This is a genomic window from Xanthomonas hydrangeae (assembly GCF_032697525.1).
GTDB classification, from domain to species: domain Bacteria; phylum Pseudomonadota; class Gammaproteobacteria; order Xanthomonadales; family Xanthomonadaceae; genus Xanthomonas; species Xanthomonas hydrangeae.
In genome coordinates this window covers 4,344,181-4,359,787 of record NZ_CP103836.1, presented here as the reverse complement: position 1 = coordinate 4,359,787, position 15,607 = coordinate 4,344,181, and the positions used below count along the sequence as shown (strand labels likewise).

At 65.2% G+C, this 15,607-nt stretch carries 15 protein-coding genes and 1 other RNA gene; 5 read left to right on the top strand and 11 right to left on the bottom strand.

What is annotated here, in order from left to right; all coding sequences use genetic code 11:
• Positions 1-22: 22 nt before the first annotated feature.
• The 4 genes from NYR97_RS18565 to mtnC all read left to right on the top strand — a co-directional run bounded on the left by NYR97_RS18565 (position 23) and on the right by mtnC (position 4,442).
• Positions 23-1,453: an amino acid permease gene (locus NYR97_RS18565; RefSeq protein WP_006451508.1), complete on the top strand. Its 1,431-nt coding sequence runs from the start codon at positions 23-25 to the stop codon at positions 1,451-1,453.
• Between the two features lie 1,028 nt (positions 1,454-2,481).
• The gene (locus NYR97_RS18560) at positions 2,482-3,135 is read left to right on the top strand and encodes a methylthioribulose 1-phosphate dehydratase (protein WP_205391605.1); all 654 of its coding nucleotides are present in this window, start codon (positions 2,482-2,484) and stop codon (positions 3,133-3,135) included.
• 39 nt (positions 3,136-3,174) lie between these two features.
• Positions 3,175-3,741 (top strand): 1,2-dihydroxy-3-keto-5-methylthiopentene dioxygenase, encoded by a 567-nt coding sequence (locus NYR97_RS18555; RefSeq protein ID WP_316695215.1) that lies wholly within the window; start codon positions 3,175-3,177, stop codon positions 3,739-3,741.
• A 2-nt stretch (positions 3,742-3,743) separates the two neighbouring features.
• Positions 3,744-4,442 (top strand): acireductone synthase, encoded by a 699-nt coding sequence (gene mtnC / locus NYR97_RS18550; protein WP_316695214.1) that lies wholly within the window; start codon positions 3,744-3,746, stop codon positions 4,440-4,442.
• 187 nt (positions 4,443-4,629) lie between these two features.
• Here the strand turns inward: mtnC and NYR97_RS18545 are convergent.
• Positions 4,630-4,693: non-coding RNA, sX9 sRNA (locus NYR97_RS18545), on the bottom strand.
• A gap of 212 nt (positions 4,694-4,905) precedes the next feature.
• On the opposite strand from NYR97_RS18545, the gene NYR97_RS18540 reads away from it, so the two are divergent.
• Positions 4,906-5,997, top strand: coding sequence for a C13 family peptidase (locus tag NYR97_RS18540; RefSeq protein WP_316695213.1), 1,092 nt, complete (start codon positions 4,906-4,908; stop codon positions 5,995-5,997).
• Positions 5,998-6,284: 287 nt separating this feature from the next.
• On the opposite strand, the gene NYR97_RS18535 is transcribed toward NYR97_RS18540, so the two are convergent.
• The 10 genes from NYR97_RS18535 to NYR97_RS18490 form a co-directional block, all read right to left on the bottom strand.
• Entirely contained in the window at positions 6,285-7,871 is a 1,587-nt protein-coding gene (locus tag NYR97_RS18535) for a calcineurin-like phosphoesterase family protein (protein WP_316695212.1), read from the bottom strand.
• A 171-nt stretch (positions 7,872-8,042) separates the two neighbouring features.
• Positions 8,043-8,669, bottom strand: coding sequence for a bifunctional phosphoribosyl-AMP cyclohydrolase/phosphoribosyl-ATP diphosphatase HisIE (gene hisIE, locus NYR97_RS18530; protein ID WP_316695211.1), 627 nt, complete (start codon positions 8,667-8,669; stop codon positions 8,043-8,045).
• Positions 8,659-9,435: an imidazole glycerol phosphate synthase subunit HisF gene (gene hisF, locus NYR97_RS18525; RefSeq protein WP_205391611.1), complete on the bottom strand. Its 777-nt coding sequence runs from the start codon at positions 9,433-9,435 to the stop codon at positions 8,659-8,661. Before hisF ends, hisIE begins: the two co-directional genes overlap by 11 nt.
• A complete protein-coding gene (hisA, locus tag NYR97_RS18520) occupies positions 9,429-10,163 on the bottom strand; it encodes a 1-(5-phosphoribosyl)-5-[(5-phosphoribosylamino)methylideneamino]imidazole-4-carboxamide isomerase (RefSeq protein ID WP_316695210.1) in 735 nt (244 codons plus the stop codon). Before hisA ends, hisF begins: the two co-directional genes overlap by 7 nt.
• Entirely contained in the window at positions 10,160-10,762 is a 603-nt protein-coding gene (gene hisH / locus NYR97_RS18515) for an imidazole glycerol phosphate synthase subunit HisH (protein WP_023903816.1), read from the bottom strand. Before hisH ends, hisA begins: the two co-directional genes overlap by 4 nt.
• Positions 10,759-11,886, bottom strand: coding sequence for a bifunctional histidinol-phosphatase/imidazoleglycerol-phosphate dehydratase HisB (hisB, locus tag NYR97_RS18510; protein WP_316695209.1), 1,128 nt, complete (start codon positions 11,884-11,886; stop codon positions 10,759-10,761). The genes hisH and hisB overlap by 4 nt, the downstream gene beginning before the upstream one ends.
• Complete coding sequence (gene hisC, locus NYR97_RS18505; RefSeq protein ID WP_316695208.1) at positions 11,883-12,974, bottom strand: histidinol-phosphate transaminase; 1,092 nt, start codon at positions 12,972-12,974, stop codon at positions 11,883-11,885. Before hisC ends, hisB begins: the two co-directional genes overlap by 4 nt.
• Positions 12,971-14,266: a histidinol dehydrogenase gene (hisD, locus tag NYR97_RS18500; protein ID WP_316695207.1), complete on the bottom strand. Its 1,296-nt coding sequence runs from the start codon at positions 14,264-14,266 to the stop codon at positions 12,971-12,973. The genes hisC and hisD overlap by 4 nt, the downstream gene beginning before the upstream one ends.
• Entirely contained in the window at positions 14,263-15,177 is a 915-nt protein-coding gene (hisG, locus tag NYR97_RS18495) for an ATP phosphoribosyltransferase (RefSeq protein ID WP_023903812.1), read from the bottom strand. Before hisG ends, hisD begins: the two co-directional genes overlap by 4 nt.
• 9 nt (positions 15,178-15,186) lie before the next feature.
• Positions 15,187-15,513 carry a YerC/YecD family TrpR-related protein gene (locus NYR97_RS18490; protein ID WP_205391618.1) on the bottom strand — a complete coding sequence of 109 codons (327 nt, stop codon included), beginning with the start codon at positions 15,511-15,513 and terminating at the stop codon, positions 15,187-15,189.
• Positions 15,514-15,607 lie beyond the last annotated feature (94 nt).

Here is a 15,607-nt window from a genome sequence, read left to right as displayed (position 1 = left end):
GGGATTCAACAGGAACCGCTGCATGTTCAAGCAACTCTGGGCTACCAAACACCCGCACGCCAGCCATGAGGCGGCCGACGGGCTCGGCCTGCAACGCGCGCTCGGGCCGTGGGGGCTGACCGCCCTGGGCATTGGCGCGGTGATCGGCGGCGGCATCTTCGTCATCACCGGGCAGGCAGCGGCCGACCATGCCGGCCCGGCGATCATGCTGTCGTTCGTGCTGGCAGCGGTGTGCTGCGCGTTCTGCGCGATGGCCTACGCCGAATTCGCCGCGATGGTGCCGGTGTCCGGCAGCGCCTACACCTATACCTACGCCACCTTCGGCGAGCTGGCGGCCTGGTTCATCGGCTGGATGCTGGTGCTGGAATACGGCGTCTCGGCCTCGGCGGTAGCGGTCAGCTGGACCGGGTATTTCCTCAGCCTGCTGGAACATTTCGACATCCATCTGCCGGCCGCGCTGGTCAGCGCGCCACTGGACGGCAAGCTGCAGCGCACCGGTGCGATCGCCAACCTGCCTGCCGCCGGCATCGTGCTGCTGCTGACCTGGTTGTGCTACGTGGGCATCCGCAAGTCGTCGGCGATGAACATGGCCATGGTGATCCTCAAGACCGGGCTGATCCTGTTGGTGATCGGGGTGGGCTGGAAGTACGTGGACACCGCCAACTGGCACCCGTTCATCCCGGCCAATGAAGGCCCGGGCAAATACGGCATGGAAGGCGTGCTGCGTGGCGCGGCGATGGTGTTCTTCGCCTACATCGGCTTCGAGGCGGTGTCGGTGGCGGCGCAGGAATCGCACCGCCCGCAACGCGATCTGCCGATCGGCATGATCCTGTCGCTGGTCATCTGCACCGTGCTCTACATCGCGATGGCCGCGGTGATGACCGGGCTGGTGCCGTACACCTTGCTGGGTACCGACGAGCCGGTGGTGACCGCGGTGGCGGCGCATCCGCAGCTGGCCTGGTTGCGGGTGATCGTGGAAGTGGGTGCGTTGATCGGGCTGTCGTCGGTGGTGCTGGTGATGATCATCGGGCAGCCGCGCATCTTCATGATCATTGCGCGCGATGGCTTGCTGCCGTCGATCTTCACCCGCATCCATCCCAAGTACCGCACCCCGCACGTCAATACCGTGATCACCGGTGTCGGCATTGCCTTGCTCGCAGCGGTGTTCCCGCTGGATGTGCTGGGCGAGTTGACCTCGATGGGCACGCTGATCGCGTTCGCGGCGGTGTGCGCGGGCGTGTTGATCCTGCGCCGCACCCACCCGGAACTGCCGCGCCCGTTCCGCATGCCGGTAGCCTGGCTGATCTGCAGCGCCGGCGTATTGAGCTGCCTGGCCCTGCTGTCGGCGATGACGCTGCACAACTGGATGCTGATGGGGGTATGGACGCTGGTCGGGCTGGTGGTCTATTTCGGCTACGGCTATCGCCACAGCCGTTTGCGCGACGGCCGCTGATCACCCGCGCGAGCCAGCAGCCACTGACAAAACGACCGCCCGCCGGTTTATGGCAGAGCGGGTGACAGGTCTTCCGCTGCTGAGGCGGCTGATCTGTGACTTGGTCGCAGGGCCCTGATCTGATCTGCAGCTTGGCTGCAGGGTCCTGATCTGATCTGCGGCTTGGCTGCAGGGTCCTGATCTGATCTGCGGCTTGGCTGCAGGGCCCTGATCTGATCTGCGGCTTGGCTGCAGGGCCCTGATCTGATCTGCGGCTTGGCTGCAGGGCCCTGATCTGATCTGCGGCTTGGCTGCAGGGCCCTGATCTGATCTGCAGCTTGGCTGCAGGGTCCTGATCTGATCTGCGGCTTGGCTGCAGGGCCCTGATCTGATCTGCGGCTTGGCTGCAGGGCCCTGATCTGATCTGCGGCTTGGCTGCAGGGCCCTTGCCCGCCCACCATCGCGGGACACGCCGTGAATCCGTCCATGGAGGCTCTTACGCGGCATCCATGCCGCGTAAGGTCCCGCGATGGTGGGCGGGCAAGGGCCCGTCGAGATGGTCGGTGTGCCTAAATTAAGAGCAAGACATGACGTGTGCTGGTCGGGTCGTTGTGCGTCGACCAACTTCTCACCACCTTCCCATCGCAAGCCGAGCAACAGACAGGCTTTTTAACGCGCACCCTGAAAACGTCCCGCCTGCCACCGCAGGCCGAGCAACATGCTTTCAAGAAAGCCGCCGACCAACTGTCTGGTGCGGTGCCCTCGCCGGTTGCGGGACCGTGTGGCGGCATGGATGCCGCCACCGAGCCTCCAGGGACGGATTCACGGCGTGTCCCGCAAGCGGTGAGGGCATCGCGCCCTCGACCGACCAAGCGTTTCAACTGGGCCTCTGACTGCATCCGACAAGAGGCGGCTGACAACAACCATTGCGTTCACTGCCTGACGCGCGCTCCTTATATTCTGTCAGCCAATCGCGACCCGGGCGTAGCAGCAACAAACCCTGCTGCGCTGCACCTGGCCGTAATCGAGTGGCGCAGTAGAATAGGTCCATGAATGCGACCACTGCCCCCCTGCCCTATAGCGCCGCGCGTCTGCACGAGCTGGCGCAGTTGTTGATCGGCAACATCCGCGAGCTGGCCCAGGCCGGCTGGACGCCCGCCACCAGCAGCAATTTTTCCCATCGCCTGGACGAACAGCACGCCGCGATCACCGTCTCCGGCCGCGACAAGGGCCGCCTGGTCGAAGAAGACATCATGGTGGTGGATTTCGATGGCCTGGCCGTCGGCCGTCCGTTGCGCCCGTCTGCCGAAACCCTGCTGCACACCCAGCTGTACCGCCGGTTTCCGGAGATCGGCTGCGTGCTGCACACGCATTCGCCGGTGCAGACCATCGCCTCGCGGCTGTACGCCGGCAACGGCGTGATCCGGCTGGAGGGCTACGAGCTGTTGAAAGCCTTCGAAGGGAACACCACCCATGAAACTGCGGTGGACGTGCCAGTGTTCGCCAATACCCAGGACATGCAGGTGCTGGCCGCGCAGGTCGAAGCCTTGCTGGACAAACAGAACCTGTGGGGGTATCTCATCGAAGGACACGGCCTATATGCCTGGGGCCGCAACATGGCCGAGGCGCGCCGTCACCTGGAGGCATTCGAGTTCCTGCTGCATTGCGAACTCGAGCTGCTGAAACTGCGCGGCACGCGCTGAGTCCTCGCCACCTCCCCTTCCCTTGTGAGCCAGATCGCCATGAGCCGACTTCGCATCTACAACGATTCCGACCCCAACCTGGCGCAGTTCGATAGCCGCGACGGCGAGCAGATCGCCGCCGAACTGAGCAAGATCGGCGTGACCTTCGAGCGCTGGCAGGCCAATCAGCCGATCGAGCCGGGCGCCACACCCGAACAGGTCATGGCCGCCTATCGCGAGGATATCGAGCGGCTGAGCGCCGAGCGCGGCTTGAAGACCGTGGATGTGGTCAGCATCGCGCCGGACAATCCCAAGCGCGAAGAAATGCGCGCCAAATTTCTGGACGAGCACTTCCACAAGGAAGACGAAGTGCGCTTCTTCGTGGCCGGCTCAGGCCAGTTCACACTGCACGTGGACGACAAGGTCTACGAGATCGAATGCGTGAAGGACGACCTGATCGCCGTGCCCGACAGCACCCTGCACTGGTTCGACATGGGGCCGGAGCCGCACTTCGTGGCAATCCGCTTCTTCACCGAGCCCGATGGCTGGGTCGGCCACTTCACCGGTACCGAAATCGCCCAACAATTCCCCCGCTACGCCCCCGAGAAACCTCACAAGGCCAGCTGACGATGACACGACCGCAAGCGATCCTCACCGATATCGAAGGCACTACCAGCAGCATCTCGTTCGTCAAGGACGTGTTGTTTCCGTATGCGCGCCGCGCCATGCCGGCCTATGTGCAAGAGCACGGCAGCCACCCACAGGTGCGCCACTGGCTCAACCAGGTGGCCGACGAAATCGGCGAGGACGTGCCTGACGAGGTCCTGATCAGCACGCTGCAGACCTGGATCGACGAGGACCGCAAGCACACCGCGCTCAAGGCCTTGCAGGGGCTGATCTGGGGCGATGGCTACAAGACCGCCGACTTCACTGCGCATATCTATGCCGATGCGGCGATCCAGCTGCAGGCCTGGCATGCGGCCGGCATTCCGCTGTATGTGTATTCGTCCGGCTCGGTACCAGCGCAGAAGCTGTTCTTCGCGCATAGCGATGCGGGCGACCTGAGCGGGCTGGTCAGCGACTGGTTCGATACCGAAGTAGGCCCCAAGCGCGAGACCGCCAGCTATCGGCGTATTGCCGAACGCATCGGGGTGCCGCCTGGCGAGATCCTGTTTCTGTCGGACGTGATCGAAGAGCTCGATGCCGCCAAACGCGCCGGCATGCGCACCGCGTTGCTGGACCGTCTGGAGGACTACCCCACCCCGCGCTCGGCCGAGGATGTCGGTAGCCATCAGCGTGTGGAGAGTTTTACCCAGCTGGTGCTGTAAGCGCGCTCGACAAACCGGCTGGGCGCATTGGCATGTGAGTGCAGTCGGTGTTCGGTGCGGCATGTAGCGCGCGCATGTGGTACGGGCCTTGAGCGCGTCGTCCGGGACGTCCGCCGGCTTGATTTTGTTAGCCGGTTATGCCGGCGGATGATGCCGATGAAGTATCGGCGACGCATGCACTCAGAGCGGCTAACAAAACTGTCAGGTGGGCGCGGAGGGCGTGGAGGAACCGGAGTGTACAAGTGGTACATGCCGATTCCGAGCACCGCTCGCGCCCGCCTGGCGGCTGCGCAGTAGTTTGCCAGCCACTCTTCAAGGCGCGCTCTACAAAACGTGTTCCGCAAGACCTGTTCTTCAACAGATGCATGAAATGGATCGGTGGACGTCGTGCAACGTCGCGGTCTGCGTTGCGATCACTGCGCCCAGGCGCTCCACCCGTTTCTCTCAGACCTCGGCGTTTTTCATGTCGCTGCATTTCACCATCGGACCGAATGCCTTGCTGCGGCGCCTGTCGCTGTTGATCGTCATCGTGACCTTGATGGCCGGCTGCCATCCCGATGCCGGTGCCGCGTTGCCGAGCCAGTCTGCGACGAGCCAGGCTGCGGCAACCCAGGACGAGGTCGATGCAGTCGACCAGGCCGCACTCGCGCAGGCATTGAAAGCGCTGCAGCCGCAGCGCCCCGGCATCACCGATCTGTATGTGGTCGGCTTCGCCGGCGATGCCAGCGACGACGTGTTCCGCAACGAGACGCTGTACCTCAAGCAGCTGTTCGAACAGCGCTTCGATGCGCGAGGACGTGTGGTCACGCTGGTCAACAACCCGGACAATCTGGGCGAGCAGCCATACGCACCGCTGGCAACCTACGACAACCTCTACGACACGCTTGCCGCAGTCGGCAAGCGCATGGATCGCAAGGAAGACGCGCTGCTGCTGTTCGTCACCACCCATGGTACCGAAGACCACGCGCTGTACGTGCAGGTGGACGAGAACGAAGAAGATTTCATCAGCCCGCAGGACTTGCGCAAGGCGCTGGACGATGCCGGCATCGGCAATCGCATCATCGTGCTGTCGGCCTGCTACTCGGGCGGCTTCATTCCGGCGCTGCGCTCGCCGGACACGCTGATCCTCACCGCCGCGCGCGCCGATCGTCCATCGTTCGGTTGTGGCAATACCTCCAACGCGACCTACTTCGGCCAGGCCTGGCTGATCGATGCGATGAACCAGCGCGACGACCCGTTGGCTGCGTTCGATATGGCCAAGGCCGCCATCACTGCGCGCGAGAAACAGGACGGCGAATTGCCCTCGTTGCCGCAGCAGTCGCTCGGCAGACGCATCGCGCCGGTGCTGGCACGCTGGCGTGCAGGGCTGCACGCAGGGCCGGCGGTTGCCTATCCGTATCCGCCGCTGGAGGTTGCGCCGGACGCCGAGCAGGAAAGCGATCCGAAGGCCGACTCCGAGGCTGAGTCAGCGGACAGCCCGAGGCAAACCAAGCTGCCGACGACCTCCACCACTGCGCGCAAACCGTCGCCTGCACCTGCGCCGTCGACACCCTGACAGCTGCAACGCGCTGAGACTAATTCTCATTTCGTCAGCGCGCGCGCGGCCTCGCTACACTCGCGCAGCCAGCCAGCTCACGCCAGCCAGCCTCGATCCCCGCCAGCGCGCCATCGCCTGCCAGCCCGGATCACAGAACGCCTCCCTTGTGGAGGCGTTTGTGTGTCTGGCGACAGGGTTGATGCGTCGCATCCAACGCAAACGTTTCGACCAATAAATGCCGTAGGAGCGCATTTATGCGCGATGGGCTCCACACCAAGAACCCACGCACGACGCACGCCTTTCCATCAAGGATCCGCACGCTGCAAGCGATACACAATGTCTGTGCTGTACTCACCAGTCGGCAACGCAGCGCGCACTTCAACGGTGTGCTCGCCAACCTCCAGCGTGGTCGGCAACGCGCCACGCCATAGATGCGTGGACGGTGTGGCCTCCGGCGAGCGGTCGTAGCCGCGCAATTGCTCGGCCGCATCGTCGCGCACGTTCTCGGCCAGCAAGCGCGGGTCGGCACGCTCCACCCGCTTCATCGGCTGCCATGCGCCATTGTCGATACGCATCTGAACAACGGTATCGTCCTGCCCCATGAACACATTGGCGTAGATGCCCCACGCCGCATATGCGCCCTGGCGCAGCACCTTGGGCGCATGCAACAGCAGTTGCGCGTCATCGGCCAAGCGCGCGGCGTGATACGCCAGTGCGTAGTCGCCGCTGGGCGCCACCTGCAGCACCGCATAACCGTTCGGCGTGCCGTCGCTCATCGTGGCGGTGGGAATGCCGTCGCCGTCCTTGGCGCCCGACCAGAACGCACCGCAGGCCGCGCCCACGTTGTATTCGTGCAACGGGCGGGCGCCCTGCCACCCTTCGTCGGCGCCGTGATCGACCTGCCGCTGGGTATGGCTGTGCCCGCTGAGCACCAGTACATGCGGAAACTCCTTCAACAGCGCAAACAAGCGACTGCGATCGGCATGCCGGAAGGTTTCCTGTCCTGGGGCTGCATCGAACAATGGAATATGCATGCCCAGCACCAGCAGGCGCTCGCGCGGCAACTGCGCCAGATAGGCTTGCAGAAACACGAATTGATCCTCGCGCAGTCCGCCGACATACGCCGGCCTAGCGCCGGGCGTATAGATCACATCGTCCAGAAACACGAAGCTGGCGTTGGCCTCTTCCACCGCATAGGTGTCCGGGCCGTAGACCGCACGCCAGCTATCCAGCGAATGCGCATCGTCGCCAGCATCGACGTTGAGATCGTGATTGCCCGGCACATGGAACCATGGCACGCCCAACTGCGTGGTGACCTTGTTCAAGGCCGGATACAGGCTCAGATCGTCGCTGACGATATCGCCCAGCGTGGTGCCGAGCCGGGCCGAGGTCTTGCCGACGATCGGCGCCACGATGTCGCGCTGGTAGTAACCCACGTCAACGAGGCTGGCGGTCTGGCTGTCGGCGAACACCAGCATCTGAAAGCCGTCGGCGGCAGCACTTGCGCGCGGGGTCAGTGCGAAATCCCAGTTGCGCGTATTGCGCCCGGTGGCGGCGATGCCTGGGTACTTGCGCCTGGCCGACCCCTTGGGCGCGTAGTGACGCCAGAAACCCGGTAGTCCGTCGGCGGTTGGTACAAAGCTGCGGTCGCCCGGCTTGATCACGAACACCGTCTGCCCGTCGCGCACCGGCAAGCGGTAACGGCCTTGCGCATCGGTACGCACCAGCTGCTCGCCGTTGGAAACTGTCACACCGGCGATGCCCGGGTCATCCGCGCTGCGTCCGGCCCGCCCGTCGCGCGCTTCGTAGACGATGCCGTCGACAACCGCATCGCGCGCGTATGCGCTTCCCGCGAGCAATCCCAGGGCCAACAGAGCGATACGAAGCTGCATGCGTTTTCCCGCGAAAAGATCAGCGGAAATTGTACCTGTGGTGGCGAGGCGCACGGCGCGGGTTTGAAGGCCGAAAGACATACGACACATCCCCGTAGGAGCGCGCTTGGGCGCGATGGGGCGTTATCGATAACGCCTCATCGCGCCCAAGGGCGCTCCTACGACGCCACGTTATTTGTGCCGCGACTCCAGCAACGCCACCGCATCGCCCAGGCCCAGGCCGCGCGCGCGCAACAGCACGATCAGGTGATACAGCAGATCGGCCGATTCGCCCAGCAACTCGGCATCGCCCTGCACCACGCCGGCCAGTGCGGTTTCCACGCCCTCCTCGCCCACCTTTTGCGCGATACGGCGGATGCCCTGCTCGAACAGTTTGGTGGTGTAGCTGCCGTGCGGGCGCTCTTTTTCGCGCGTGGCGATCAAGGCATCCAGACTGCCGAGGAACTGGCCTGGCGCGCTCGGGAAGCAACTGGTGCGACCAAGATGGCAGGTTGGCCCATGCGGGCGGGCCTGCACCAGCAGCGTGTCGGCATCGCAATCGGTCTGGATCGACACCACGCGCAACACATTGCCCGAGCTCTCGCCCTTGGTCCACAAACGCTGCTTGCTGCGGCTGAAGAAGGTGACTTCGCCACGTTGCTGGGTGACCGCAAGCGCTTCGGCATTCATGTAGCCCAGCATCAGCACGCGCAGGTTGTCGGCGTCCTGCACGACCACCGGCAGCAAGCCGCCGCCCTTGCTCCAGTCCAGCGCGGCGAGCGCGTCGCCCGCTGCCGTCTCGTTGTCGTTACTGCCCATCACGTACCTCGATCTGTTGCGCGCGCAGGAATTGCTTGAGTTCCGGGATCGGAATCGCGCCGCTATGAAACACGCTGGCGGCCAATGCGCCATCGACATCGGCCTGGTCGAACACGTCGGCGAAGTGCTGCATCTCACCGGCACCGCCCGAGGCGATCAACGGCACGTGGCACAGCGCACGCACCTGACGCAACTGCGCGATGTCGTAGCCGCGCCGCACCCCATCGTTGTCCATGCAGTTGAGCACGATCTCGCCGGCGCCCAGACGCTGCGCTTCGGCGACCCACTCCAGCGTGCGCATCGGCAGGGCCTGGGTCTTGCTCGGATCGCCGGTGTAGCGGCGCACGCGCCACTGCCCATCGTCCTCGCGGATCGAGTCGACACCGACCACCACGCATTGCACGCCGAAGGCATCGGCCAGCTCGGAGATCAGCTGCGGCCTGCCGAGTGCCGGCGAGTTGATCGAAATCTTGTCGGCACCGGCATGCAGTACCGCGCGCGCGGTGTCCACATCGCGAATACCACCGGCCACGCAGAACGGGATATCGATCAGCCGCGCCACCCGCTCGACCCAGGTGTAATCGACCGAGCGTCCTTCCGGGCTGGCGCCGATGTCGTAGAACACCAGTTCGTCGGCACCTTGCGCGCGATAACGCAATGCCAGCTCGACGATGTCGCCCATGTCGATGTGGTCGCGGAACTTGACGCCCTTGACCACGCGCCCGTCGCGCACGTCCAGGCAGGGAATGATGCGGCGGCTCAGCATGCCAGTGCCTCCTTCAAGGCCAGATGCCCTTCCAGCAAGGCCTTGCCGAGCACGATGCCGGCGCAGCCTGCGGCCTTGGCGGCAGCCACATCGGCCAGATTGCGCGCGCCGCCGGAAACCTGCACCTGCAGTTGCGGCGCCAGCGTGCGCAGGTGTGCGTACAAGTCCATGTTCGGGCCGGACAGCATGCCGTCGCGGGCAATGTCGGTACACAACAGATGCTGCAGGCCGGCCTGCGCGTAACGCACGGCCAGCTGATCCAGCGTGGCCTCGGCCGCTTCGGTCCAGCCATGCACTGGCAATTGCCAGACGCCGTGGGCGTCCTGGCGCGTGTCCAGCGCGATGGTCAGCCGGTCGGCACCGAATTCCTGCAGCCAGCCGATGACGGTGTCGGCCTCGCGCACCGCCAACGAACCGATCACCACGCGCGCGGCGCCGGCATCGAGGATGCGCGCCACGTCCTGGCGTGAGCGCACGCCGCCGCCGGTCTGCACCTGCAGGCCAGTCTGACGCACGATCTCGCCGAGTGTCGCGGCCAAGGTGTAGCCGCCCGCCTTCGCCGCATCCAGATCGACCAGATGCATCCACTGCGCGCCAGTATCGGCAAACGCCTGCGCGCGCGGCAGTACATCGTCGCCGTACTGGGTTTCGCGCGCGTAATCGCCTTGCAGCAAACGCACCACGCGGCCATTGCGGATATCCAGCGCCGGGTAAACGGTGAAACTCATGGGAAGCTCATCTCAAGAAAATTGCGCAGGATGCGTGCACCGGTCTCGGCCGAACGCTCGGGGTGGAACTGCGCGCCGCAACGCAGGCCTTGCTGCACCACTGCGGTAAACAAGCCACCGTGATCGCAGGCGGCTACTGTGTCGGCCGTCACCGGTGCGGCGTAACCATGTACGAAGTAGGCGCTTGCACGCTCCGGCAGACCGGCCAGCAACGCGGATTCGCGCATCGGCACCAGCTGATTCCAGCCCATATGCGGCACGCGAATGCCGAGCGCAGGCGTCATGTGGCGCACGATGCCCGGCAACAGCCCGAGGCAATCGACATCGCCTTCTTCGGAATGTTCGAACAGCAATTGCATCCCCAAGCAGATGCCGATCAGCGGCACCTGCAGTTGTCGCAACGGTTCGATCAAGCCCTGCGCGCGCAGGCGCGACATCGCCTCGGGTGCGGCGCCGACGCCGGGCAGGATGACGCGCTGCGCGCCCTGCAGCCCTTCGGCATCACGTACCACGCGCGCTTCCACACCCAGCCGCTCCAACGCATAGCGCACCGAGCCCAGATTGGCGCCGCCGGCATCGATCAGCGCAAGGTCGGTCATAGCGCACCCTTGGTCGATGGCAGCGCGGTACCTTGGCGACGGATCGCCTGACGCAGCGCACGCGCCAGGGCCTTGAAGCAGGCTTCGACCTTGTGGTGATCGTTCTCGCCGCGCACGCTCAGGTGCAGATTCAAACCAGACGCATCGCAGATCGAGCGGAAAAAATGCGGCACCAGTTCGGTGGGCATGTCGCCCACGCGCTCGCGCTTGAACTCGCCTTCGAACACGAAGTACGGCCGGCCGCTGAAATCCAGCGCAGCACTGGCGATGGTTTCGTCCATCGGCAGCGTGAAGCCATGTTGCGCGGTGCCGCCGGCAACACGCCATGGGCTGTCTTCAGGATCGAAGCCGTAACGGCCAATGCCGCGCTTGTCGCCCAGCGCTTCGCGCAAGGCCTGGCCCAGCGCAAGACCGGTGTCCTCGATGGTGTGGTGCTCGTCGATGTGCAGATCGCCTTCGGCGCGGATGTCCAGCGCAAAGCCGCCGTGTTTGCCGATCTGTTCCAGCATGTGATCGAAGAACGGCAGGCCGGTGGCGGTGTGCGGTTCGGCCACGCGATCCAGATCCAGCTCGACGCGGATCCTGGTTTCCTTGGTGTTGCGCTGGACGACCGCGCGCCTTGGTGCATCCGCGAGCTCGTGCGCAATACCGGGCCAGTCCCACTCGCCTCCGAACTCGTCGGTACGCAGCTGGAAGCCACGGATATTGAGGTTCTGCGCGAACTGGATGTCGGTGATGCGGTCGCCCACCATCGCCGAGCGTGCCCAGTCGATATTGCGATCCTGCAGATACGGCACCATCAGGCCGACGCCGGGCTTGCGCGTGGGCGCGTTGTCGGCGGGCCAGCTGCAGTCGATCAACACTTCGCGGAACACGATGCCCTGGCTGGCGAAGATCTGCAGCATCAGGTTGTTGGGGCCGTCGAAGGACGCACGCGGATAGCTCTCGCTGCCCAGGCCGTCCTGATTGCTGACGATGACGAACTGGTAGCCGGCATCGCGCAGCTTGAGCATCGCCGGAATCACGTTGTCGACCAAGCGCAGTTTTTCGTAGGCGTCGATCTGGTAATCGGCCGGCTCGGTGATCAGCGTGCCATCGCGGTCGACGAAAAGAATCGGGGTCATGCGGCGGCCTCCTGCTTGCGTTGCAGCGCGCTCAGCACGCGCGCGTTCTGTTCGGGCGTGCCCAGGGTGATGCGCAGCGCGTCGGACAGCTGCGCAACCGCGCGTTGGTCGCGCACCACCACGCCAGCCTCCAGCAGCGCCTGGAATGCGGCTTCGGCATCGTCGAAACGCACCAGCAGAAAGTTGCCCTGCGAGGGATACACCTGACGCACGCCGGCCAGCTGCTCAAGCGCGGTGTGCACGCGTGTGCGCTCGTTGCGCACCTCGGCGATGCGCCGGCGCGTGACCTCCAGCGCCGGCGCCGACAAGGCCTGCTCGGCCATCGCCGCGCACGGGGTCGGCACCGGATACGGCGCCTGGCAGCGCCGCAGCAAGGCGATCAATTCGGCATCGGCGATCAGGCTGCCAATGCGTGCCGCCGCCAGCGCATGCGCCTTGGACAGCGTGCGCAACACCGCCAGATTGGCGTAGCGCGCAAGCAAGCCCACTGCCGACGGCACGTCGGAGAATTCGCCATAGGCTTCGTCGACCACCACCAGCGCCTTGCCCTGCAGGGCCTGCAAAGCGGTTTCGATGTCGTCCAGCGGAATCGCCGAGCCGGCCGGGTTGGACGGCGAGCAAAGAAAGACCAACTTGGCCTGCGAGCTCAGCGCTGCTTCGACAATCGCCGGGATATCCGCGTGGAAACCTTGCGGTCCATCCACCAGCGGCACTTCGACCAACGGCGCGTTCTGCAAGCGTGCGCATACCGCGTACATGCCGAACACCGGCGGCGTCACCACCACCGCATCGCGCTCGGGCACGCACAGTCCGCGCACCAGCAGATCGATCGCCTCGTCGCTGCCACGGCCGATCAACAGCTGCTCGGGCGCGCAGCCGTACAGCGCCGCCAGCGCGCTGCGCAAACCCTTGGGTTGCGGATCCGGATAGCGCCGCGTGCTGGCGCCCGGGTCGGCCGGATTTCCCCACGCCGACTCGTTGGCGTTGAGCCAAACATCGCCCTGCAACGCGCTGGTACGTGCCGACGAGTAGCCGGCAAACGCACGCAGATCCTCGCGCACAAGATCCAGAATCGATGAGGTACTCATGCTGCCACTCCCATCCGCAACGCCACCGCATTGGCGTGCGCATCCAGGCCTTCGGCGCGCGCCAGAATCAATACGCATTCGCCGATGCCATCGATGCCGGCCTTGCTGGCGGCCTGCACGCTGACCATGTTCTGAAAGCTGGCCACGCTCACGCCGCTGTAGGCGCGCGCCGCGCCACTGGTCGGCAACACGTGGTTGGTGCCGCTGCAGTAGTCGCCCAGCGCTTCGGGCGTGTAATCGCCCAGAAACACTGAACCGGCCGCTTCGACCTGGCTCAGCCAGGCACGCGGTTCGCGCAGTGCAAGAATCAGGTGTTCGGGCGCATAGCGATTGCTGATCGTAAACGCCTCGTCCAGCGTGGTCACCTTGATCAGGCGCGATTGCGCCAATGCCTGCCGCGCGATCTCTGCACGCGACAGCTGCGCCAGCTGAACGTCCAACTGCACCTCTACAGCTGCAATCAACGCATCGCTGTCGGATAGCAGCAACACCTGCGAGTCCGGGCCATGTTCGGCCTGCGAGAGCAGATCGGCGGCGACAAAGGCCGGCTGCGCACCGGCATCGGCGATCACCAGCACTTCGGACGGGCCAGCTGGCATGTCGATCGCCGCAGCGCCGGACTGCGCCACCTGCTGCTTGGCTTCGGTGACATAGCTATTGCCTGGCCCGAACAACTTGTCGCAACTCGGTACCGATTCGCTGCCATACGCCATCGCCGCAATTGCCTGCGCACCGCCGAGCTTGAACACGCGACGCACGCCGGTCAGCTGCGCGGCGACCAGCACCGCCGGATCCACACTGCCGTCTTTGCGCGGCGGCGTGCACAGCACCACCTCGCGGCAACCGGCCAGGCGAGCCGGCACACCGAGCATCAATGCAGTCGACGGCAACGGCGCGCTTCCGGCCGGCACATACAGGCCGACCCGGCCGATCGGCCGCACGATCTTTTCGCACACCACGCCCGGCGCGGTTTCCACCGCATAGCCTGCGCTCATGCCGGCGCGGTGAAAGGTGTCGATCCGCGCCACCGCGTCCTGCATGGCCTGACGCAGCTCCGGGGCCACCGCCGCTTCGGCGGCCGCGAATTCGGCCTCGCTTACCGCGAAGCTCTCCAGCGACACGCCATCGAAGCGCAGAGTGATGTCGCGCAATGCGACATCGCCGCGGGCGCGCACATCGGCAATCAACGCAGCGACCGCCTCGCGTGTCTGCGTGGCCACGGTCTGCACCGGGCGGGTCAATGCCTGGCTGCGTGCAGCGGCATCGAGTTGGGACCAATCGAGAATGTTCATGCCAGCGAGCGCTCCACCGTCAACACCATCAAACCTTGCGCACCGGCGCGTTCGAGTTCTTCCAAGCGTTGCCAGGTCACCGCGCCATGACACATGGTCTGCAACCGCAGTACGCCGTTTCCATCGTCTGGCAACTGCACCAGTGGGTCGGCGTCGGGCAGCAGGCGGCGCAACGCATCCACGTTGTCCTGTTCGGCTCGGAACATCAGCAGCTTGCTGTCGCGCAGCTTGAGCACGCCGTCCATGCGCCGCAGCAGCATCGCCAACAAGGCGGCACGTGCATCGGCCGGTTCGCGCACTGCGCCGGCCAGCACTGCTTCGCTTTCCATGACCAGTTCGACCGGCTTGAGCTGGTTGGCGGCCAGGGTGGCGCCGCTGGAAACCAGATCGCAGATCAGATCGGCAGTGCCCAGACGCGGGGCGATTTCCACCGAGCCGGACAATTCCACCACCGCCGCGTCGATGCCCTGGCGCTCCAGCCAGTCGGCCAGGATCGCCGGGTAGCTGGTGGCGATCCGCTTGCCGGCCAGTTGCGCCACGCCCTGCCAGTCCCACTCTTCCGGCACCGCCAGCATCAGCCGGCACTGGCCGAAACCGACCCCGCGCACCGCGTGGTACGCCGCCGGCAGGCCATTGCGGCGGCGCTCGGATGCCTGCTCCTCGAGTTCGTTCTGGCCGACGATGCCCAGGTCGCAGACGCCATCGGCGATCAGGCCGGGGATGTCGTCGTCGCGCACCAGCAGCAGGTCCACCGGCAGCGATTCGCCGTAGCAGAACAGCTTGTCGCGGCTCTGCCGCCAGCTCAGCCCACAGGCCGCCAGCAGGCTGCGCGCCGGTTCGGCCAGACGGCCGCTCTTCTGGATGGCGATACGCAACCGGTCACGTGCCGGCGCTGCCGTGGAAGCACTCATCTTGTTCTCTCAGTGGGATTCGTCAGGGCGCGCCGATTGCTCGCGCAGGGCCGTGGCATAGCCGCCGGCACCGTGTTCCAGGGTGCGTGCAACGCGCCCGATGGTGGTCACGCTGACCTGGGTCAGCTCGTGGATCTCGCGGTACGGCACGCCCTTGATCAACAGCGGCACCACGCGCCAGCGGTCGGACATCGCTTCCAGCTCGGCAGGCGTGCACAGATCGCGCAGGAAAGCCTCGACCGCGCCGGGTTCCTTCAGGCACGCCAGCGCATCGGCCAGCATCTTGAGGGAAGCGGCGGCATCGGCACTTTCGCGGGGGGCAGGTCGTTGTTTCATTGCGTTAATGTAATAGCGTGTTAGTACATTAACGCAAGGAGGATCCGTAGGACAAGCGCCGCAGTCCGAAGCGTTCAGCGAAGTAGCGGACCCT